This window comes from Klebsiella sp. FDAARGOS_511, from assembly GCF_003812845.1.
In the GTDB taxonomy this organism is placed as follows: Bacteria; Pseudomonadota; Gammaproteobacteria; order Enterobacterales; family Enterobacteriaceae; genus Klebsiella; species Klebsiella grimontii.
In genome coordinates this window covers 5,995,203-6,018,980 of the sequence record NZ_CP033824.1, presented here as the reverse complement: position 1 = coordinate 6,018,980, position 23,778 = coordinate 5,995,203, and the positions used below count along the sequence as shown (strand labels likewise).

Below are 23,778 nucleotides of genomic sequence, written 5' to 3'. Positions count from 1 at the left end.
CCGGCGAACCGGGGTAATCACCTGCCAAAGAGGAAATCGGGACAGCGATTCAGTGTTGGATGAGTGAGATGACATGGGAGTGGCTGATTTTCCTGATGAATTTTTATGGACGCCAAAAACACTATTTCAAGGTGGCGTTCCGGGAATTAATGTGAATAATAACCATTATCAATTACTCATCTACCCCATTCGGTTCTATTTATACCCGCATTGGTCTAAGCCACAGGGAGATAACCCGGTCATGACGGAGTCACCACATACGCAATCTGCCATCTCTATTCACCAGCTAGTGGTTGGAAAACCCGCGAACGACGGCACTATTCCTGCCCAGTGTGAGCTGCTGCGCTGCTCGCTGCAGGAAGGTATGGATATTTTGCTCTGGCGGGGCCACTTTGCTCAGCCCGAGACGTTGCAGCTGCACGACGACCTGGGCAGGATTAACTTCTCTTGCATTCTGGAAGGCACATCGCGCTTTGCGATCCAGGGACTCAGCCGCCACACCGACTGGGAACTCGCGCGCGATCGTCATTACATTACCCATACGCCGGACTGCCGCGGCAGCGCCTCCTACTGCGGCCGGTTCGAGAGCATTACGCTCTCTTTCAGCCCTGAAGCCCTCGCGCTGTGGGTGCCGGATATTAGCTCGGTCATTAAAAATAAGATCGACTCCCACTGCTGTTGCCAGCAGCAACGTTGTAATGCCGAAACCCACCTAACGGCTCAGGCCCTGCGTCATGCGCTGATGCGGATGCACGGCGGCTTCACTCATGAACAAAAACCGTCGACGTTATGGCTACAGGGACAAAGTTTGGTGATGCTCAGCCTGGTGCTGGATGAACATCGCGAGGACGCCAGCTGTTCCTCCTGCCACTTCAATCCGATGGAACGCCAGAAACTGCTGCGGGCAAAGGATCTGCTGCTGGCCGATTTGACGCAGGCGCCGGGGGTCACCGAACTCGCCAGAGAGTCCGGTTTAAGCGTGCTTAAAATTAAGCGGGGATTTCGCGTTCTGTTCAACAACAGCGTCTACGGACTTTTTCAGGCCGAACGCATGCAGGAGGCAAGAAGACGGCTGGCTAATGGCAATACTTCCGTTATGACGGTGGCGGCGGATCTAGGCTATGCCAACGCCAGCCATTTCTCCGCCGCATTTCAGAAGCAGTTTGGCGTCACCCCGTCGACCTTCAAACGTGTGATCTAACCAGGACTCACCCCAGAACCCCCTCCGTTAACAAGGCCCGGATTCGCCATCCGGACCTTTTTTTTGCCGACCGTGAAACCGAAACGGGCATAAATAAACCCGATTCGGGTAGCGCTCAATTGTTAATAATAATTATTCTCATATACGCAATGCTTTTGGTATGACGTGCCATCAGGAGGAAGAATGATTTCTGGCGCACCCTCTCAGGATCCGCTGTTATCGGACAACGGCGAAGCGGCTGATTATCAACAATTACGCGAACTGTTAATACAGGAACTGAATTTAGCGCCGCAGCAGTTACAAGAAGAGAGCAATCTGATCCAGGCGGGCCTGGACTCCATAAGATTAATGAGATGGTTACACTGGTTTCGTAAAAAGGGCTACCGCCTCACCCTTCGCGAGCTGTATGCCGTCCCCACGTTGGCAGCATGGCGCCAGCTGATGCGCAGCCGTTCGGGTGAAAAACCGGATAATGCAAGCTCCCCGGCTGACGCGGCGTGGCCAGTCATGAGCGAGCGTACCCCCTTCCCGCTGACGCCGGTACAGCATGCCTATCTGACGGGCCGAATGCCCGGACAGACGCTGGGCGGCGTCGGTTGCCATCTGTATCAGGAGTTTGTCGGCCATTATCTCACGGCGCCACAGCTGGAACAGGCCATCACGATCTTACTGCAACGCCACCCGATGCTGCATATAGCCTTTCGCGCTGACGGGCAGCAGGTCTGGCTACCGCAGCCATACTGGAACGGCGTCACCGTTCATGATTTACGCCAGACCGACGAGACAAACCGCCAGGCCTATCTGGAAACATTGCGCCAGCGCCTGAGCCACCGTCTTTTACGCGTGGAAATGGGCGAAACCTTCGATTTCCAGTTGACGCTCTTGCCGGACAATCGCCACCGCCTCCATGTCAATATCGACCTGCTGATTATGGATGCTTCCAGCTTTACGCTGTTCTTCGATGAACTTAACGCCCTGCTGGCCGGAGAGTCGCTACCGCCCGGCGACGCCCGCTATGATTTCCGCGCTTATTTGCTGCATCAGCAGAAGATCAATCAGCCGCTGCTCGACAAAGCGCGCGCCTACTGGCTGGCGAAAGCATCGACGCTGCCGCCCGCGCCGGTTTTACCGCTAGCCTGCGAACCCGCAACGCTGCGTGAAGTCCGTAATACCCGACGCCGCATGATTGTCCCGACAACACGCTGGAACGCCTTTAGCCAACGGGCCGGTGAGAATGGCGTGACGCTGACAATGGCGCTGGCGACCTGTTTTGCTGCCGTTCTGGCGCGCTGGGGCGGCCTGACCCGGCTGCTGCTCAATATCACGTTATTTGACCGCCAGCCGCTGCACCCGGCGGTTGACGCAATGCTTGCCGACTTCACCAATATTCTTCTGCTGGATACCGCCTGCGATGGCGATACCGTCAGCAACCTGGCGCGTAAAAACCAGCTCACGTTTACTGAGGACTGGGAGCATCGCCACTGGTCCGGCGTCGAGCTCCTTCGTGAACTCAAACGCCAGCAAAGCCATCCCCACGGCGCCCCGGTGGTATTTACCAGCAATCTTGGGCGCTCCCTGTACAGCAGCCGCGCTGAGTCGCCGCTGGGCGAACCGGAATGGGGCATCTCGCAGACGCCGCAGGTCTGGATAGATCATCTGGCGTTCGAGCATCGGGGCGAGGTCTGGCTACAATGGGATAGCAATGACGCGTTGTTCCCTCCGGCGCTGGTCGAGACGTTGTTCAACGCCTACTGCCAGCTGATTAACCAACTCTGCGATGATGAAAGCGCCTGGAAGAAGCCGTTCGCGGACAGGATGCCCCAAAGCCAGCGGGAGATACGTCAACGGGTTAACGCAACCGACGCCCCCGTTCCTCAAGGCTTGCTGCATGAAGGCATTTTCCGCATCGCCCTCCGGCAGCCGCAGGCGCTGGCGGTAACGGACGCGCATTATCAGTGGAATTATCGTGAGCTGACCGAGAATGCGCGCCGCTGCGCTGGCAGGTTAATCGCGTGCGGGGTTCAGCCCGGCGACAATGTCGCTATTACAATGTCGAAAGGCGCGGGACAGCTGGTTGCGGTCCTCGCCGTTCTGCTGTCCGGGGCGGTGTACGTTCCGGTTTCGCTCGACCAGCCCGCCGCGCGGCGCGGGAAAATCTACGCCGACGCCAACGTCCGGCTGGTGCTCACCTGCCAGCACGACGCCAGCGCCAGGTCAGACGATATTCCCCACCTGACCTGGCAGCAGGCCATTGAGGCGGAGCCGCTAGCCGACCAGGCGGCGCGCGCGCCGACGCAGCCGGCCTACATTATCTATACCTCCGGGTCGACCGGCACGCCGAAAGGCGTGGTTATTTCTCACCGTGCAGCGCTGAATACCTGCTGCGATATCAATACTCGTTACCAGGTGGGTCCCGGAGACAGAGTGCTGGCCCTCTCCGCCCTGCATTTTGATTTATCGGTTTACGACATTTTTGGCGTTCTGAGCGCCGGCGGCGCGCTGGTTATCGTTATGGAAAATCAACGGCGCGATCCTCACGCATGGTGCGAATTGATCCAGCGTCATCAGGTTACGCTCTGGAACAGCGTCCCGGCGCTGTTCGATATGCTGCTGACCTGGTGTGAAGGTTTCGCCGACGCCGCGCCGGAGAAACTGCGGGCGGTCATGCTTTCCGGCGACTGGATCGGCCTCGATCTCCCTGCCCGCTATCACGCCTTCCGCCCTCAGGGACAGTTTATCGCCATGGGCGGCGCCACCGAGGCGTCTATCTGGTCTAACGCCTGTGAAATTAACCGGGTCCCTGACCACTGGCGCGCCATCCCTTATGGTTTTCCGCTGGCCAACCAACGTTACCGGGTGGTGGATGAACTGGGCCGGGACTGCCCGGACTGGGTTCCGGGCGAATTGTGGATTGGCGGTATCGGAGTCGCGGAAGGCTACTTTAACGATCCTGTACGCAGCGAGCAGCAGTTTGTGACGCAATCGAACGCGCGCTGGTATCGCACCGGCGATCTCGGGTGCTACTGGCCGGACGGTACGTTAGAGTTCCTCGGTCGTCGCGATAAGCAGGTCAAAGTCGGGGGATATCGCATCGAGCTGGGTGAAATCGAAAGTGCGCTCAGCCAGCTGGCGGGAGTGAAACAGTCAACCGTTGTGGCGATCGGCGAAAAAGAAAAGACCCTGGCGGCCTGGGTTGTGCCTCAGGGTTCGGCTTTCTGTGTTACCCATCATCGGGACCCGGCGCTGCCCCAGGAGTGGCGCGGGCTTGCCGGAACGCTGCCCTGCAGTGTCTGCCCCCCAGAAATCTCCGCCGGCCAGGTCGCTGATTTTCTTCAGCATCGCCTGTTAAAACTGAAACCGGGTCAAACTCCTGGCGCCGATCTGCTTCCCCTGATGAATGCTCTCGCTATCCAGCCTCGCTGGCGGACCGTGGTGGAAAGCTGGTTAGCTTTTCTCGTGACCCAACAGCGGCTGCGGCCCGCCGCTGAGGGTTATCAGGTTTGTGCGGGGGAAGCGCCGGAGAATAACCCTCCTTCTTTCAGCGGGCATGACCTCACCTTAACGCAGATCCTTCGCGGCGCTCGCCACGAACTGTCATTACTGAACGATGCGCGGTGGTCGCCGGAAAGTCTGGCATTCGACCATCCGGCCAGCGCCCTGTATATCGAGGAACTGGCGAAAATCTGTCAACAGCTTTCCCGGCGTTTACAGCGCCCGGTACGCCTGCTAGAGGTGGGTGTCCGCACCGCCCGCGCCGCAGAGTGCCTGCTAACCCGGCTTAGCGCTGACGAGATTGAGTATGTCGGGCTCGAGCACAGCCAGGAGCTGCTGCTGAGCGCCCGACAGCGGCTTGCACCGTGGTCTGACGCCCGTCTCGCCCTCTGGAGTGCAGACACGCTGGCGGCGCATGCTCATTCGGCGGACATTATCTGGCTGAATAACGCCCTGCATCGTCTGCTGCCGGAAGACCCCGGGCTCCTCGCGGCATTACAGCAGCTGGCCGTTCCAGGCGCGCTGCTCTACGTGTTGGAGTTTCGTCAGTTAACGCCCTCCGCCCTGCTCAGCACGCTTCTGTTAACCGATGGTCAGCCCGAAGCCTTGCTTCACAATAGCGCTGACTGGGGGGCGATATTTACCGCCGCCGCTTTCAACTGCCAGCACGGCGATGAAGTCGAGGGATTGCAGCGCTTCCTCGTACAATGCCCCGTTAGCCAGGTGCGCCGCGATCCTCGTCAGCTGCAGTCCGCTCTCGCCGAACGTCTGCCGGGGTGGATGGTACCGAAACGGATCGTCTTACTTGATGCCTTACCGCTGACGGCGAACGGCAAAATTGACTATCAGACGCTAAAGCGCTGTCATACCCCGGAAGCTGAAAACCGGACTGAAGCGGATTTACCCCTGGGCGATATTGAGAAGCAGGTTGCCGTCATCTGGCAGCCGCTCTTGTCGATGGGCGCCGTCAGCAGAGAAACCGACTTCTTCCAGCATGGCGGTGATAGCCTGCTAGCCACCAGGCTGATCGGACAGCTCCACCAGGCGGGTTATAATTGACGGGTTGAGCATGCAGATCCTGTTGTCGGAACTGGAACACGGCTATCGCTATCCGCAGCAGCTGCCGCCGCCGCTTCCCGTTACCTTCAGGGATTATCTGCAGCAACCCGCGCTGCAGACGCCCAATCCCGACTCTCTGGCATGGTGGCAAACGCAGCTAGATGATATTCCTCCGGCGCCTGCGTTACCGCTACGCTGCTTGCCTCAGGACGTTGAGACGCCGCGCTTCGCACGGCTCAATGGTGCAATGGACAGCGCGCGCTGGCGTCGCCTGAAACAGCGGGCGGCTGACGCTCATCTCACCCCGTCGGCCGTACTGTTATCCGTGTGGTCAACGGTTCTTGCTGCATGGAGCGCACAGCCCGATTTCACGCTTAACCTTACGCTTTTCGACAGACGACCGCTGCACCCGCAAATCAACCAGATCCTGGGCGACTTTACTTCGCTGATGCTGCTGAGCTGGCATCCCGGCGAGAGCTGGCTGCAAAGCGCGCGGTTATTGCAGCAGCGACTAAGCGAGAGCCTCAACCACCGCGATGTATCGGCAATACGCGTGATGCGGCAACTGGCGCGGCGGCAAAACGTACCGGCTGTCCCAATGCCCGTCGTCTTTACCAGCGCGCTGGGCTTTGAGCAGGATAACTTCCTTGCCCGGCGCAATCTGCTCAAACCGGTGTGGGGTATATCCCAGACGCCGCAGGTCTGGCTCGATCACCAGGTTTATGAATCTGAAGGGGAACTGCGCTTTAACTGGGATTTTGTCGCCGCCCTGTTTCCTCACGGGCAGGTGGAGCGCCAGTTTGCACAGTATTGCGCCTTGCTTAACCGAATGGCGGAGGATGACAGCAGCTGGCAGCTGTCGCTCGCCGACCTGGTTCCCCCGCTTAAGGTCACGGAGCAACGCGCCCACCGGCTGCGCCCTGAGCGCACTCAGCCGCGGGTCGCGGCGGACGAGAGCAGCGTCAGCCTGATTTGCGACGCCTTTCGTGAGGTGGTTGGCGAACCTGTCGCACCCGCAGAGAACTTTTTTGAGGCGGGCGCCACGTCGTTGAATCTGGTGCAGCTGCACGTTTTGTTACAACGTCACGAATTCGCTGCCCTGACGCTGCTTGACCTGTTCACTCACCCTTCTCCTGTCGCGCTGGCCAATTATCTGGCCGGCGTAGCCCTGGAGGAGCAAACCAAACGCGTGCGGCCGGTTCGCCGGCGTCAGCGGCGCCTTTGACGCGATACAAACTGACTTTTCCCGGACGCCATCGCCAACGCATGGCGCGCCACTGACTTTGTCAATTTGAGGAAACGGGACCGATTATGGATAACTTGCGCTTCTCTTCTGCGCCAACAGCAGATTCCATTGATGCATCGATCGCTCAACGCTACCCGGACTGCGAACCTGTCGCAGTCATCGGCTACGCCTGCCATTTTCCTGAAGCGCCGGATGGCGAAACCTTCTGGCGGAATCTGCTGGAAGGCCGCGAATGCAGCCGACGCTTTACGCGCGAAGCGCTTCTGGCCGCCGGGCTGGATACCGCCATTATTGACGATCCTTGTTACGTCAATATTGGAACGGTTTTAGACAACGCTGACTGCTTCGATGCCACCCTGTTTGGCTATTCACGGCAGGAAGCGGAGTCGATAGATCCCCAGCAGCGCCTGTTTTTACAGGCGGTCTGGCATGCGCTGGAGCATGCAGGTTACGCCCCGGGCGCCGTCCCCCATAAGACCGGCGTTTTCGCCTCTTCGCGGATGAGCACCTATCCCGGCCGCGAAGCCCTGAACGTGACAGAGGTAGCACAGGTTAAGGGCCTGCAGTCTCTGATGGGCAATGACAAGGACTATATAGCCACCCGCGCGGCCTACAAACTCAATCTGCACGGCCCGGCGTTATCGGTACAGACCGCCTGCTCCAGTTCGCTGGTTGCGGTCCATCTGGCCTGCGAAAGCCTGCGCGCAGGCGAATCCGATATGGCGGTAGCCGGCGGCGTGGCGCTTTCCTTTCCCCAGCAGGCGGGTTATCGCTACCAGCCCGGGATGATTTTCTCTCCCGACGGCCACTGTCGCCCTTTTGACGCCTCGGCAGAGGGCACCTGGGCCGGCAACGGTCTCGGCTGCGTGGTGCTGCGTCGCCTGAAGGACGCGCTGCTGTCAGGCGATCCGATTATCGCGGTGATCCTCTCCAGCACAGTCAACAACGACGGAAACAGAAAAGTGGGCTATACCGCGCCGTCGGTGGCAGGACAGCAAGCGGTCATCGAAGAAGCGTTAATGCTGGCGGCCATCGACGACAGGCAGATCGGCTACATTGAAACCCACGGTACCGGCACGCCGCTGGGGGACGCGATTGAAATAGAAGCCCTGCGCAACGTCTACGCTCCCCGCCCGCCGCAACAGCGCTGCGCGCTGGGTTCCGTGAAGAGCAACGTTGGTCACCTGGATACCGCGGCGGGCATTGCCGGACTGCTGAAAACCGTTCTGGCGGTCAGTCGCGGAAAAATTCCGCCAATGCTGAATTTTCATACGCCAAACCCGGCGCTTAAGCTCGAGGAAAGCCCCTTTACCGTGCCGGTGACGGCGCAGGAGTGGCAGGACGAAGTGCGCTACGCGGGCGTCTCCTCCTTCGGTATTGGCGGCACCAACTGCCATATGATCGTCGCTTCGCTGCCCGACGAACTCAATATAAGCTACCCCACCGCGGATGACGGCAGCAAGAGTTCCGCGCTGTTGCTCAGCGCCGCCAGCGACACCGCGTTGCGGCAGCTGGCCGCGGACTATGCCACGGCGCTGAGGGAGAACGCGGATGCCAACAATCTGGCCTTCACGGCATTACGCGCGCGCCGTCTCGATCTTCCCTTCCGCCTGGCGGCGCCATTAAATCATGACACCGCCGCCGCGCTCAGCGCCTGGGCTGGCGCGAAATCGACTTCGCCGGTCTATAGCGGCCACGGCGCCAGCGGCAAACAGGTGTGGCTGTTTACCGGGCAGGGTTCGCACTGGCGCACTATGGGCCAGTCTCTGTACCAGCACTCAACGGCGTTTGCCGATACGCTGGAGCGCTGTTTTGCCGCCTGTCGCGACATGCTCACGCCTTCGCTACGGGAAGCGATGTTTAATCCCGATTCAGCGCAGCTTGACAATATGGCCTGGGCCCAGCCGGCGATTGTCGCGTTCGAAATCGCGATGGCGGCCCACTGGCGCGCCGAGGGATTGCAGCCGGACTACGCCATCGGTCACTCGGTTGGCGAATTTGCCGCTGCCGTTGTCTGCGGACACTATACCATTGAGCAGGTCATGCCGCTGGTATGTCGGCGCGGCGCGCTGATGCAGCTGTGCGCAAGCGGCGCGATGGTGGCGGTATTTGCGCAAGAAGAGGCGTTGATGCCGTTGGCCCGTCAGTTCGAGCTGAATCTCGCCGCCAACAACGGCACCCGGCATACGGTCTTTTCCGGGCCGGAAGTCCGTATCGCGGAGTTTTGCGCCGCGCTTTCGCAACATGAGATCGACTATCGTCGCCTGAGCGTAACCGGCGCGGCGCACTCCGCTTTACTTGAACCAATACTCGATCGCTTCCAGGAGGCCTGCGCGGGTCTGCTCGCCGAGCCGGGGCAAACACCGCTGATTTCCACGCTTACTTCTGAAGTCATTGATGAGGCGACACTCAACCAGGCGGATTACTGGCGCCGCCATATGCGCCAGCCGGTACGTTTTATTCAGAGTATTCAGGCGGCGCGCAAGCTCGGCGCCCGCGTTTTTGTTGAAATGGGGCCCGACGCCCAGCTGATTGCCTCCGGACAGCGCGAATACCGCGATGACGCTTACTGGATAGCCAGCGCCCGGCGTAACCAGGAGGCGAGCGCGGTCCTGAATCAGGCGCTTCTCCAGCTATACGCGGCCGGCGTCACCTTACCGTGGGCCGATCTTCTGGCAGGCGATGGGCAACGTATCTCCGCGCCATGCTATCCGTTTGCGGCCGAGCGTTACTGGAAAGAACCCGCCACCTCTGCCTGCGAGCCAGCCGATGCTGTGTTTGCCGCTGGACTCGAGGTGGCCAGCAGCGCCGCGACAGCGCTCGAACTCCCCCGTCTGGAGGCGCTTAAACAGTGCGCCACGCGGCTGCACGCCATCTATGTCGATCGGCTGGTACAACGCTGTACGGGCGATGCGATAGATAACGGCGTGGACGCCATCACCATTATGCGCCATGGACGACTGATGCCCCGCTACCAGCAGCTGCTTCAGCGCCTGCTAAATAACTGCGTTGTCGACGGCGATTACCGCTGCGCTGAGGGACGCTACTACCGCGCCCGCCCCATTGAACATCAGCAACGGGAAATCCTGCTGACGGAACTCGCCGACCATTGTGAAGGTTATCAGGCTATCCCCGATACCATCGCCCGTGCCGGCGATCGGTTATACGACATGATGAGCGGCGCGGAAGAGCCGGTGGCGATTATCTTCCCGCAAGGCGCTTCCGACGGCGTAGAGGTGCTGTATCAGGAATTCAGCTTCGGCCGCTATTTCAACCAGATTGCCGCCGGGGTACTACGGGGTATCGTCCAGGCGCGTCAGCCCCATCAGCCGCTGCGCATTCTTGAAGTCGGCGGCGGAACCGGCGGCACCACCGCATGGCTGCTGCCGGAACTCAAAGACGTACCGGCGCTGGAGTACCACTTCACCGATATCTCCGCGCTGTTCACCCGCCGCGCGCAGCAGAAATTCGCCGACTATGACTTTGTCCATTACGACGAGCTGGATCTCGAACAAGAGGCGCAGTCTCAGGGCTTTGCGGCGCAGTCTTTCGATCTTATCGTCGCGGCTAACGTGATCCATGCCACGCGCCATATCGGTCGAACCCTCGATAATCTGCGTCCCTTGCTCAAGCCGGGCGGGCGCCTGCTGATGCGCGAAATCACCCAGCCAATGCGTCTGTTTGATTTCGTTTTCGGCCCGCTGGTCCTCCCGCTACAGGATATCGACGCCCGCGAAGGCGAGCTCTTCCTCACCCCCCATCAGTGGCAGCAGCAGTGCCGCCGCGCCGGATTCAGCAAAGTGGCGTGGCTACCGCAGGACGGCAGCCCAACCGCCGCGATGAGCGAACATATCATTCTCGCCACCCTGCCCGGCCAGGGGGTGTCCACGTCACCAGACCCCGCGCTGGAACAGACGTTGCCGGATAACCCTGATTATCTCGCCGACTGGTCCGATTGCGCAGGTCAGCCGGAACGGTTTACCGCCCGCTGGCAGGAGGCCTGGCGGCGACTCTCCGCGCGGCATGGCGACGATTCCCCCGTGAAACCGCCCCTCGTTACCGCCCCACAATGGTTGGGAGAGGTGCGCTTAAGCTGGCGAAACGCAGCCTTTTCCCGCGGCGAGATGCGCGTGGAAGCCCGTCATCCAGACGGCAAGTGGCTGCCGCTGGCGCCCGACGCGCCACTTCCTGCGCCGCAGACGCATTATCATTGGCGCTGGAGGCCCCTCAGTATTGACTGCAATAGCCGCCCGCTGGCATTCCGCTTCAGCGCCGGTACCCTTGCGCACGAAGAGGCGCTGGCGCAATACGGCATTCTTCACGATCCGCAGGCCCCTTCTGTCCTGATGATTGCCGACGAGAGCGAGGAGACGCTGGCGTTAGCGATGCAGGTGAAAGAGGCGCTCAGCGTCAGCCCAGGCGGCTTGATTGTCGTCACCCGCCGCGCGTGGCAAATCGAGGAAAACGAGGCGCTATCAGCGGCCCATCACGCGCTGTGGGCTATGCTTCGCGTCGCGGCCAACGAACAGCCGGAACGGTTAATCGCCGCTATCGATATGGCTGAAAACGCCTCGTGGGAAACGCTGCGTCAAGGATTAAACGCTGTTTCATTGTCACAGCGCTGGCTAGCCGCCCGGGATAACGGCTTCTGGCTCCCTTCGCTGGCGCCCAATGCGGGATGCGCCGCCGAATTACCGGCGAAGGTGTTTGCCGGCGATAACCGCTGGCATCTGGTGACCGGGGCGTTTGGCGGACTGGGCCGTCTTGCCGTGAACTGGCTCAGAGAAAAAGGGGCGCGCCGCATCGCGCTACTGGCGCCGCGCGTGGATGCGTCATGGCCAGGCGACACAGCGGACGTGGAGATTCGCGTCTGCCGTTGTGATGTGGGTGATGTCGGAGAGCTGGCCCGTGTTCTTGATGAGCTGGCGACCAGCGGCGGCATTGCCGGCGCAATTCATACCGCTGGCGTATTGGCTGATGGGCCCTTACAGGAACTCGATGAACACCAGCTGGCCGCCGTTTTCGCGGTCAAAGCGCAGGCGGCAAGCCAGCTATTACAAACGCTGGGCAACCACGACGCCCGTTATCTGATTCTCTATTCGTCCGCCGCCGCCGCCCTCGGCGCGCCAGGCCAGAGCGCCCATGCGCTGGCCTGCGGTTATCTTGACGGACTCGCCCGGCAGTTCTCCTCCCTTGCTACGCCGAAAGTGCTCTCCATCGCCTGGGGCGCATGGGGAGAAAGCGGCCGGGCGGCTACGACGGAGATGCTGACGACCCTTGCCGATCGTGGCATGGGCGCGTTAAGCGATGCCGAGGGACGCTGGCACCTTGAACAAGCGGTGATGCGCGGCGCCCCCTGGCGACTGGCCATGCGCGTTTTCACCGACAAAATGCCTCCGCTACAGCAGGCTCTGTTTAACGCCGCAGCAACAGAACACGCCGCGATTCCGGCCGCGACTCCCGCTGATAACCATGCTTTTCACGGTAGCATCAGCGATAAAGCGGCGGTGATGACATGGCTGAAAAATCGCATTGCGCTGCAGCTAAGACTGAACGATCCTGCTTCGCTGAACGCAGATCAGGATCTGTTACAGCTGGGAATGGACTCGCTGCTCTTTCTGGAACTCAGTAGCGATATTCAACATGACCTGGGCGTACGCATCAACGCGGAACGGGCGTGGCAGGATCTCTCGCCGCACGGGCTCACACAGCTTATCTGTTCTCAGGCAGAGATGGCGCCTGCCGTATCGCCGCCAGAAATGTTGCAGCACGATGCCGCTAAGCGTTACGCGCCCTTCCCGTTGACGCCGATTCAGCATGCCTACTGGTTGGGCAGAACCCATCTTATTGGCTATGGCGGCGTTGCCTGTCACGTGCTGTTTGAATGGGATAAACGCCACGATGAGTTCGATCTCGCCATACTGGAGAAAGCATGGAACGAGCTCATTGCCCGCCACGATATGCTGCGGATGGTGGTGGATGCCGATGGACAACAGCGCGTTCTGGCGACAGCCCCGACGTATCGTATCCCGCGCGACGATCTGCGCGCGCTTTCCCCGCAAGAGCAGTGTCAGGCGCTGGAAAAACGGCGCCATGAACTGAGCTATCGCGTTTTACCTGCCGACCAGTGGCCGCTCTTTGAGCTGGTGGTCAGCGAAATCGATGATTGCCGCTACCGCCTGCACATGAACCTCGATCTTCTGCAGTTCGATGTGCAGAGCTTTAAAGTCATGATGGACGATTTAGCCCAGGTCTGGCGCGGAGAAACGCTGCCACCGCTCGATATCACTTTCCGCGATTACGTGATGGCTGAACAGGCGCGCCGACAAACAACAGCATGGCACGATGCCTGGGATTACTGGCAGGAAAAAATACCGCAACTGCCTTCAGCGCCGGAACTGCCGGTGGTGGAGACACCGCCGGAAACCCCGCACTTCACCACGTTTACTTCGACGCTTGATAAGCAAGAGTGGCAGGCGGTGAAACAACGCTGGCAGCAGCAGGGCCTCACCCCCTCCGCCGCGCTGCTCACGCTGTTTGCCGCCACCCTTGAGCGCTGGAGTCGTACCACGGCATTTACGCTGAACCTGACGTTCTTTAATCGCCAGCCGATCCACCCGCAAATCAATCAGTTGATCGGGGATTTTACCTCCGTCACGCTGGTTGATTTTAACTTCTCAACGCCGCTAACGCTGCAGGAGCAGATGCAACGGACCCAGCAGCGCCTCTGGCAAAACATGGCGCACAGCGAAGTGAACGGCGTTGAGGCGATCCGCGAGTTGGGGCGCCAGCGCGGATCCCAGCGTCAACCGTTGATGCCGGTGGTGTTTACCAGCATGCTGGGGATTACGCTGGAAGGAATGGCTATCGACCGGGCAATGAGTCATCTGTTCGGCGAACCCTGCTATGTCTTTACGCAAACGCCGCAGGTCTGGCTGGATCATCAGGTGATGGAGAGCGATGGCGCGTTGACGTTTAGCTGGTACTGCATGGACAACGTGCTGGAACCGGGCGCAGCTGAAGCGATGTTTAATGACTACTGCACCATCCTGCAGGCCGCCATTACCAACCCTGAAGGCCTGAAGACCATTGACAGCGGCATTGCCGAACACATTCCCCGCCGCCGCTGGCCGCTGAACGCGCAGACGGACTACGATCTGCGGGATATTGAGCAAGCGGCGCAGGAATACCCCGGCATCCAACAGGCCAGAGCGGAATTTAGCGAAAATGGCGCGTTAACCCTGGATATCGTTATGACCGAGGATCCGCCGTCCTCAGCGCCGTTATATGATGAGCACGATCTCGCCTCTCTGGCGCTGCCGTTGCCTGAACAGACGCAACTTGACGAGCTGGAAGCGACCTGGCGCTGGCTGGAGGCGCGCGCGCTGCAGGGGATCGCCGCCACGCTACATCGCCACCGTCTGTTCACCACCCCGGAGGTTGCCCACCCATTTGGCGAAATAGTACAGGCGCTGGGCGCGCAAGCGTCACACCGGCGCCTGCTACGCCAGTGGCTGCAGTGTCTGGCGGAAAGGGAATGGTTAGTGCGCGAGGGGGATAGCTGGCGCTGCCGCATTCCGCTCAGCGACATTCCCGAGCCTCACGAGGCGTGCCCGCAAGCCCACTGGAGCCAGGCGCTGGCGCAGTATCTGGGCGCCTGCATCGCCCGGCACGACGACCTCTTCTCCGGGCAGTGTTCGCCGCTGGAACTGCTGTTCAACGAGTCGTTGCGCGTAACCGACGCGCTGTATCGCGAAAACCCCGCCAGCGCTTGTCTGAATCGCTATACCGCGCAGATTGCCGCCCTTTGCGGCGCAGAACGGATCCTCGAGGTGGGCGCCGGAACCGCGGCCACCGCGGAACCGGTGCTGAAGGCCACGCGAAACACGCGGCTGTCATACCATTTCACGGATGTCTCCGCGCAGTTCCTCAACGACGCCCGAACCCGTTTCAACGATGAATCGCGGGTGTCTTACGCTTTATTCGATATCAACCAGCCGCTGGATTTTACCGCCCACCCCGAGACGGGTTACGACCTGATTATTGCCGTCAACGTGCTTCACGACGCCAGCCATGTCGTACAGTCGTTGCGCCGATTAAAGCGGTTGCTGAAAGCCGGCGGACGCTTGCTGATCGTTGAAGCGACGGAACGAAACAGCGTATTCCAGCTGGCGAGCGTCGGCTTTATCGAAGGGTTAAGCGGATACCGCGATTTCCGCCGCCGGGATGAAAAACCTATGCTCACCCGTTCGGCGTGGCAGGAAGTGCTTGTGCAGGCCGGTTTTGCCAACGAACTGGCCTGGCCGCCGCAGGAATCGTCGCCGCTGCGCCAGCATCTGCTGGTCGCACGTTCGCCTGGGGTGAATCGCCCGGATACAGCAGCCATGAGCCGCTATCTGCAGCAGCGTTTTGGCGCCACCCTGCCCGCGTTGCAGATCCGGCAGCGAGAAACGTTATTTACTCCGCTATCGGCCCCGCCTGACGCACAGATTGCGCCAGCCGAATCGACACCGAGCTCCGTAGGCGATCCGGCGCTGGAAAAACAGGTCGCTGAACTCTGGCAAACGCTGCTGTCTCGCCCCGTGGCCAGACATCACGACTTTTTCGCGCTGGGCGGCGACAGCCTGATGGCGACAAGGATGGTCGCGCAGTTGAACCGCAGAGGGATTGCCAGCGCCAGCCTTCAGGATCTGTTCACCCATTCAACGCTCAGCGACTTCTGCGCCCATCTGCAGGCCTGTTCGTCAGGAGAGGAGAATCCTGTGCCCATTTGCCAGGGAGGTGGCGACGAAACGTTGTTTGTTTTCCATGCTTCAGACGGCGGTATCAGCGCCTGGCTGCCGCTCGCCAGCGCACTGAATATGCCCGTTTTCGGCCTGCAGGCAAAATCGCCGCAGCGTTTTGCCACGCTTGATCGAATGATCGATGAGTATGTTGCGAGTATCCGCCGCCAGCAGCCGCACGGCCCTTATGCGCTGGCGGGTTGGTCGTATGGCGCTTTTCTTGCGGCGGGCGCCGCGCAGCGCCTGGATGCCAAAGGCGAGCAGGTACGGCTGGCGTTAATCGATCCCGTGTGTCGACAGGATTTTCGTTGCGCAAACCGGACGGCCCTGCTGCGGCTGTTAGCCGAAGGCGATACGCCGCTGGCGCTGCCGGAACATTTCGATCGGCTGACGCCCGACCGCCAGCTTGCCGTCTTCATCGACCTTGCCAGAACGGCGGGAATAATGGCGCAAAACCTGACGCTGCAGGCGGCGGAAGCGTGGATCGACAACATCGCGCATCTGCTGCGCTTACTGACCGAGCATACGCCGGACGAAACCGTTCCGCTCCCCTGTCTCATCGTGCATGCCGCGATGAGACCCGCGCGCTGGACGCCAGCGGAAACCGAATGGCAAACCTGGATAGACCGCGCCGACAGCTATGCGATTAAAGCCAGCCATTGGCAAATTATGCTGGAGCCCCCCCACGTTCAGACCTGCGCGCAGCATATCAAGCGCTGGTTCGGCGCAACCTCAACGCAACCGGAGAACACGTTATGATGCCGTCCGCCGCCCCTAAGCAACGCGTACTGATTGTGGGCGCTAAATTTGGCGAAATGTACCTCAACGCCTTTATGCAGCCCCAGGAGGGGCTGGAACTGGTTGGTCTTCTGTCCCAGGGAAGCGCGCGATCGAGAGAGCTGGCCTATGCGTTTGGAATCCCCCTGTATACCTCGCCGGAACAGATCGCCGAGATGCCGGATATCGCCTGTATCGTCGTGCGCTCAACCGTCGCCGGCGGGAGCGGAACCCAGCTTGCCCGGCACTTTTTGACCCGCGGCGTGCACGTGATTCAGGAGCATCCCCTCCACCCGGATGACGTCCGATCTTTACAAGCGCTGGCGCAGGAACGGGGCCGCTGCTATTGGGTCAACACGTTTTATCCGCACGCGCGTGCGGGTCGCGCCTGGCTCGGGGATGCGCAGCGGTTACGTCGCAGACTGGATCAGGCGCCGTCGGTTGCTCACGCTACCACCAGCCGACAGTTGCTCTACTCCACGCTGGATTTGTTGTTGCTGGCGTTAGAGGTTGATGCCGCCAGCGTGGAGTGTGAAGTCGTCGGTAGCTTTCGCGACTTTCACTGTCTGAGACTTTTCTGGCCGGCGGGAGAAGCCTGTCTGCTGCTTCAGCGCTATCTCGATCCTGACGATCCTGATATGCACAGCCTGATTATGCACCGTTTGCTGCTGGGCTGGCCGGAAGGTCATCTTTCGCTGGAGGCAAGCTACGGCCCCGTGGTCTGGTCATCCAGCCTGTTTGTCGCAGAACATCAGGCGAATGGTCGTAGTCTCTACCGCAGGCCGGAGATCCTGCGCGACCCGCCTGGTCAGACGCGCAGCGCGGCTCCCCTGAGCTGGCGTGATTGCTGCGAAACCGCCGGACCGGAGGGGGTCGGCAGGTTGCTACAGCAGCTGCGCTGCCATCTGGCGGGCGGAAATCTGCCGGCGGCCTGCCACTCCGCTCATCAGCTCGCGTTATCACATTTATGGCAGCAGATTTTACGTAAGACCGGCCATGCGGAGATCCGACATCTGACGCCGCCGCGTCACGACCGGTTACCGGCTTTCTACCGCCACGATGAGGAGTCACGGTGATGCAATCTGCGATGTGTATTCCGTTATGGCCCGCCCGCAACGCCAGTACGGCGCATCTGGTAATGTGCCCCTTCGCGGGCGGCAGCAGCAGCGCGTTTCGCCGCTGGCGAGACCACCCCATGGCGGAGATCGCGCTTTCCCTGGTGACCTGGCCGGGACGCGATCGCCTGCGCCATCTGGCGCCGCTCAGCAGCATTACGCAACTGGCGTCGCTGCTGGCGGACGAACTGGAAGAGAGCGTATTGCCTGACGCCCCGCTTTTACTTGCCGGGCACAGCATGGGCGCGCAGGTGGCGTTTGAAACCTGCCGGCTTCTGGAACAACGGGGTCTTCCCCCACAAGGGCTGATTATTTCCGGATGCCATGCCCCTCATCTGCATTCCCGGCGCAGGCTCAGCGACCGCGAGGATGCCGACTTTATCGCTGAACTGATTGATATCGGCGGATGTTCGCCTGAACTACAGGAAAACAAGGAGCTACTGTCGCTATTTCTTCCTCTTCTTCGCGCTGATTTTTACGCTACTGAGCACTATCACTACGATTCGCTCGACGATTTCACGCCGCTGCGCACGCCTGCGCTGCTGGTATGCGGCAGCCGCGATCGTGAAGCCTCCTGGCCGGAGATGGAGGCCTGGCGTCCGTGGCTGAACCACATCGCAGGCGAGGTGGTGATTGACGGCGACCATTTTTATCTGCTGCAACAATCCAGGGCCTTTTTTAAGCAGATTATTCACCATTTTCCCCACGTATTTTCTGCGACGACCGCTTTGCAAAATCGGTCCTGCACTTCAGAAAGGTGACGCATGCACTCTTCCTTTGATTCTCTGATAAAACAGTATCCCTTCCCCATTGCTGAACAGCTGCGCCACTGGGCGGCTCGCTATCCCTCACGAATTGCTGTCGTTGATGCCAAAGGCTCGCTGACCTACAGCGCGCTCGATCTTCGGGTCGATGAGCTTGCTGCAGGGTTATACTCGCTGGGTTTGCGTCCGAGAGAACATGTGCTTATCCAGCTCCCCAACGGCAACGCATTTGTGATCCTGCTGTTCGCGCTGTTAAGACTGGGCGTTATCCCTGTTCTGGCGATGCCCTCGCAGCGGGCGCTGGATATCGACGCGCTGATTGCGCTGGCGCAACCGGCCGCTTATGTGATTCACGGAGAAAACCACGCGGACCTGGCCCGCCAGATGGCGCGCAAACACGCCTGCCTGCGGCAAGTTCTGGTCGCAAGTGAGACCGAAGGCGGCGATTTTACGCCGCTCTTCTCGCTGCGCGGCGAACGGCAGACGTGGCCGCAGCCCGATGCTGGCGCCACTGCGCTGCTGCTGCTCTCAGGCGGCACCACCGGGACGCCAAAGCTAATCCCGCGACGGCACGCTGACTATAGCTATAACTTCAGCGCCTCTGCCGAACTGTGCGGCCTTAATCCACAGAGCGTGTATCTCGCCGTCCTCCCCGTGGCGCATAACTTTCCGCTGGCCTGTCCCGGTATTCTGGGAACGCTTGCCTGCGGCGGAAAGGTGGTATTAACCGACAGCGCCAGCTGCGATGAGGTGATGCCTTTAATCGCGGAACAAGGTGTGACCCACGTCGCCCTGGTACCGGCGCTGGCGCAGCTCTGGGTGCAGGCCAGAGAGTGGGAAGACAGCGATCTCTCTTCGCTACGCGTCATTCAGGTGGGCGGCGCCCGGCTTGACCCAACGCTTGCTGAGCAGGTTATCTCGACGTTTGATTGTCCCCTGCAACAGGTATTCGGTATGGCGGAAGGCCTGCTCTGCTTTACCCGGTTGGACGATCCTCTGGTCACCGTTCTTCACAGCCAAGGGCGCCCTATGTCTCCCCTGGATGAAATTCACGTCGTTGACGAAGAGGAAAACGACGTTGCGCCTGGCGAAACGGGACAGTTATTAACGCGCGGTCCTTATACTATTACGGGCTATTATCGCGCTCCCGAGCACAATGCGCGGGCCTTTACCGCGCAAGGATTTTACCGTACTGGCGACAATGTCAGGCTCGATGAGGCGGGAAATCTGTACGTTGAGGGGCGTATAAAAGAGCAGATCAACCGCGCCGGAGAGAAAATAGCCGCTGCGGAAGTGGAATCGGTACTGATGCGTCTGGAAGACGTAAAGGATTGCGCCGTGGTCGCCGCGCCGGACACGCTGCTTGGCGAGCGGATATGCGCGTTTATCATCGCGCAACGCACTCCCTCTGACTATCAACAGCTGCGTCAAAAGCTGGTCCAAATGGGGATCAGCGCGTGGAAGATTCCCGATCAAATTGAGTTTCTGACCCACTGGCCGCTCACCGCCGTCGGCAAGGTAGATAAAAAGCGCCTGACGGCGCTCGCCATTGATCGTTATCGCCATTCAGCCCAATAAGCGCCCCGCTACCCGAAACAGGTGGAAATAAACCCGTTTCGGGTAGCAGTGCAATTAGAAATAGTTATCATTTTCGATTCACCATTGTCGGTATTTTGGCGTCTCGCCGTTTTTCAGGGATTCATCACAATGAAAATGACACAATTTTATCCTCTGGTTCTGGGGGGATTTTTACTCCCGGCCGCTGCTCATAGCCAAACCTCACAGCAAGACGAAAGCACGTTGGTGGTCACCGCCAGTAAACAGTCTTCCCGCTCGGCATCAGCCAATAATGTTTCTTCTACCGTTATCAGCGCGACGGAGTTAAGCGACGCGGGCGTTACCGCCAGTGACAAACTCCCCAGAGTGTTGCCAGGGCTGAATATTGAAAATAGCGGCAACATGCTTTTTTCAACGATCTCGCTACGCGGCATCTCTTCGGCCCAGGACTTTTATAACCCCGCCGTTACCCTGTATGTCGACGGGGTTCCCCAGCTGTCTACCAACACCATCCAGGCACTGACCGATGTGCAGAGCGTAGAGCTGCTGCGCGGACCGCAGGGAACCTTGTATGGCAAAAGCGCCCAGGGCGGGATCATTAACATCGTCACCCAGCAGCCGGACAGCACACCGCGCGGCTATATTGAGGGTGGCGTCAGCAGTCGTGACAGTTATCGAAGCAAACTCAACCTGAGCGGCCCGATTCAGGATGGCCTGTTATACGGCAGCGTGACTCTTTTACGCCAGGTTGATGACGGCGAGATGATTAACCCCTCGACCGGTAGCGATGATTTAGGCGGTACCCGTGCCAGTATCGGGAATGTGAAATTGCGTCTGGCGCCGGACGACCAGCCCTGGGAAATGGGGTTTTCCGCCTCGCGCGAATGCACTCGCGCTACACAGGATGCCTATGTGGCATGGAATGATCTCAAGAGCCGTACGCTGTCTCTTAGCGAGGGTTCACCGGACCCGTACCTACGGCGCTGTACTGACAGCCAGACGCTAAGCGGTAAATACGCTACCGATGACTGGGTTTTCAATCTGATCGGCGCCTGGCAGCAGCAGAATTATTCCCGGACCTTCCCTTCCGGCTCGTTGATCGTCAATATGCCCCAGCGCTGGAACCAGGATGTGCAGGAGCTACGCGCCGCCACCCTCGGCGATACGCGTACCGTGGATATGGTATTTGGGTTGTACCGGCAGAACACCCGCGAAAAGCTAAATTCCGCCTATGATATGCCGACGATGCCCTATTTAAGCAGCACCGGCTATACCACCGCTGAAACCCTTGCCGCCTACAGCGATCTGACCTGGCATTTAACCGAGCGTTTTGACATCGGCGGCGGCGTGCGTTTCTCGCATGATAAAGCCAGCACGCAGTATCACGGCAGCATGCTGGGAAACCCATTTGGCGACCAGGGTAAAAGCAATGACGACCGGGTGCTCGGACAGCTCTCCGCAGGCTATCTGCTGACCGACGACTGGCGAGTATATACCCGCGTCGCCCAGGGATATAAACCTTCCGGATACAATATCGTGCCAACCGCAGGTCTTGATGCCAAACCGTTCAACGCGGAAAAATCCATCAACTATGAAATTGGCACCCGTTACGAAACCGCCGACGTCACGCTGCAAGCCGCCACCTTTTATACCCACACCAAAGATATGCAGCTCTACTCTGGCCCGGTCGGAATGCAGACCTTAAGCAATGCGGGGAGAGCCAACGCCACCGGCGTTGAGCTGGAAGCGAAATGGCGGTTTGCCCAAGGCTGGTCATGGGATATCAATGGCAACATGATCCATTCCGAATTCACCAACGACAGCGAGCTGTACCACGGCAACCGGGTGCCGTTCGTACCGCGTTACGGCGCGGGAAGCAGTGTGAATGGCGTGATTGATACGCGCTATGGCGCACTGATGCCCCGGCTGGCGGTTAATCTGGTGGGGCCGCATTATTTCGATGGCGACAACCAGCTGCGGCAAGGCACCTACGCCACCCTGGACAGCAGCATTGGCTGGCAGGCGACGGAACGGATGAATATTTCCGTCTATGTCGATAACCTGTTCGACCGTCGTTACCGTACCTATGGATATATGAATGGCAGCAGCGCCGTCGCGCAGGTTAATATGGGCCGCACTGTCGGTATCAATACGCGAATTGATTTCTTCTGATCCAACGATACAGGGATGCAATAATCGCATCCCTGCCATCACGGAATTTAACGCGTTGACGTCAGGAGAATGCCCGAACCCCAGCCAGCAACAAAATCTATATTGTCACTGGCCGGCCTTGAAGATAATTCCATCTGCCTGCAGCCCAAGGAATTCACCGCTTACTTCGTCGGAATAATTAGCACCTGGCCCGGATAGATTTTATCGGGATGCGTCAGCATTGGTTTGTTGGCTTCAAAAATACGTTGATACTCATTGGCGGAGCCATACATCGCTTTAGAGATGGCGCTCAGGGTGTCGCCGGATTTGACCGTGTAATAACGACTTTCCGCCCCGCTTTGCGTCACCTTCACGCTGTCATTAACCTGACCAACGCCGGTGACATTCCCTACCGCCACCAGAATTTTTTCCTTATCTTCTTGCGAACCGACATCGCCGGTAACCGTCGCGGTGCCGTCGTCCGCAACATCGATATTGACCTTTTCGGCGCCGGGAAGATTAAGACCATCAATATGTTTTTTCAGCTTGTCGGCCTTATCTTCCTTGCTGCCGCCGGAGACGGCGTCCCATATTTTCTCGCCCGCTTCTTTGACAAAATTTAATAATCCCATCGTTCCATACCTCCATTACTGTTTCACGATCAAATATTCATCGGAACGGTTAAGCCCATTTCCAGGATGTCGGTTGTGCTACCCCATAGCGGCCAGCACAACCTGCCATCAAAGTATAATCAATAAGCGTCAACGTGCAGGATATTTGCCCGGCAATGGCAGGAAAGTCTGTATTCTGACCGGGCGACATGACATGAAATCTGTAGTTGACCCGCATCGTATAAGGCGTGTAGTTTTAAGCGGTTCCGTTAGTTTCTGGTTATTTATCTTCAACGAATAATAAGGTCAGAAAATGATTCATCCAGCCCGTTCAACAACGACACGTACCACCGCAACCTGCGGCGGCGTGTGCGTATCTGTGGCTGGAACCTGATAAAACAGAACCACACTCCCCGTTAAACCGGACGGGGACAAACAGCTCTCCGTTCATCACACACTGAATGGAGACACGCCCCATGATTTCATCTGAACATGCGCTAGTGATTATTGATATGCAGGAGGGACTTTTCCGCGGCCCTGCTTCTCCTCATTGCGCTGATGCCGTTCTGACAAATATTCTTCTGCTGATCGCTAAAGCCAGGCAGTCACAGGTACCGATCTTTTTTATTCGCCACGTCGGGCCTGACGGCTCCCCATTCTCTGCGAGCAGCCCGTTAACCAGGCTGATAGCTGAGCTGGATGTGGACGTTGAACGGGATATCCTCTTGACCAAAAAGTATCCCAGCTGCTTTCGCGACACCGAATTACAGCGCCAGCTTATGCTGAGAGGCGTGAAGCAGCTGGTGATTGCCGGGATGAAAACAGAGTTTTGCGTCGATACCACCTGCCGGGCAGCGCCGGAGCTGGGATTCACGACTGTGCTGATTTCTGATGCGCATACCACAATCGATAATCCCCATTTATCCGCTCATGAAATCATTGGCCATCACAACCGAACGCTGGCGGGTCCGTTTGTCGCACTTTCAACTGCGGCCGACTGGCGCTTTTGACGAACACCAGGC

Annotated in this window: 8 protein-coding genes and 1 pseudogene; 8 read left to right on the top strand and 1 reads right to left on the bottom strand. The window is 59.2% G+C overall.

The window, feature by feature from the left end; genetic code table 11:
* Positions 1–241: 241 nt before the first annotated feature.
* The 7 genes and pseudogenes from ybtA (at position 242) to fyuA (ending at position 22,166) form a co-directional block, all read left to right on the top strand.
* Positions 242–1,201: a yersiniabactin transcriptional regulator YbtA gene (gene ybtA / locus EGY08_RS30165; protein ID WP_123829366.1), complete on the top strand. Its 960-nt coding sequence runs from the start codon at positions 242–244 to the stop codon at positions 1,199–1,201.
* A 183-nt stretch (positions 1,202–1,384) separates the two neighbouring features.
* Positions 1,385–6,977: pseudogene (locus EGY08_RS30160) on the top strand (amino acid adenylation domain-containing protein).
* Positions 6,978–7,063: 86 nt separating this feature from the next.
* Positions 7,064–16,540 carry a yersiniabactin polyketide synthase HMWP1 gene (gene irp1 / locus EGY08_RS30155; protein WP_123829365.1) on the top strand — a complete coding sequence of 3,159 codons (9,477 nt, stop codon included), beginning with the start codon at positions 7,064–7,066 and terminating at the stop codon, positions 16,538–16,540.
* Entirely contained in the window at positions 16,537–17,634 is a 1,098-nt protein-coding gene (locus EGY08_RS30150) for a Gfo/Idh/MocA family oxidoreductase (RefSeq protein WP_123829364.1), read from the top strand. The genes irp1 and EGY08_RS30150 overlap by 4 nt, the downstream gene beginning before the upstream one ends.
* Positions 17,631–18,434 carry a thioesterase II family protein gene (locus EGY08_RS30145; protein WP_049114802.1) on the top strand — a complete coding sequence of 268 codons (804 nt, stop codon included), beginning with the start codon at positions 17,631–17,633 and terminating at the stop codon, positions 18,432–18,434. Before EGY08_RS30150 ends, EGY08_RS30145 begins: the two co-directional genes overlap by 4 nt.
* Positions 18,435–18,437: 3 nt before the next feature.
* Complete coding sequence (gene ybtE / locus EGY08_RS30140) at positions 18,438–20,015, top strand: yersiniabactin biosynthesis salycil-AMP ligase YbtE (RefSeq protein WP_123829363.1); 1,578 nt, start codon at positions 18,438–18,440, stop codon at positions 20,013–20,015.
* A gap of 129 nt (positions 20,016–20,144) precedes the next feature.
* Positions 20,145–22,166 (top strand): siderophore yersiniabactin receptor FyuA, encoded by a 2,022-nt coding sequence (gene fyuA / locus EGY08_RS30135; protein ID WP_112165036.1) that lies wholly within the window; start codon positions 20,145–20,147, stop codon positions 22,164–22,166.
* A gap of 161 nt (positions 22,167–22,327) precedes the next feature.
* Here the strand turns inward: fyuA and lysM are convergent, their stop codons facing one another.
* Positions 22,328–22,777, bottom strand: a complete 450-nt coding sequence (gene lysM, locus EGY08_RS30130) for a peptidoglycan-binding protein LysM (protein ID WP_004120310.1) — start codon at positions 22,775–22,777, stop codon at positions 22,328–22,330.
* Positions 22,778–23,232: 455 nt separating this feature from the next.
* On the opposite strand from lysM, the gene EGY08_RS30125 reads away from it, so the two are divergent.
* Positions 23,233–23,766 carry a cysteine hydrolase family protein gene (locus EGY08_RS30125; protein ID WP_123829362.1) on the top strand — a complete coding sequence of 178 codons (534 nt, stop codon included), beginning with the start codon at positions 23,233–23,235 and terminating at the stop codon, positions 23,764–23,766.
* Positions 23,767–23,778: the final 12 nt, after the last annotated feature.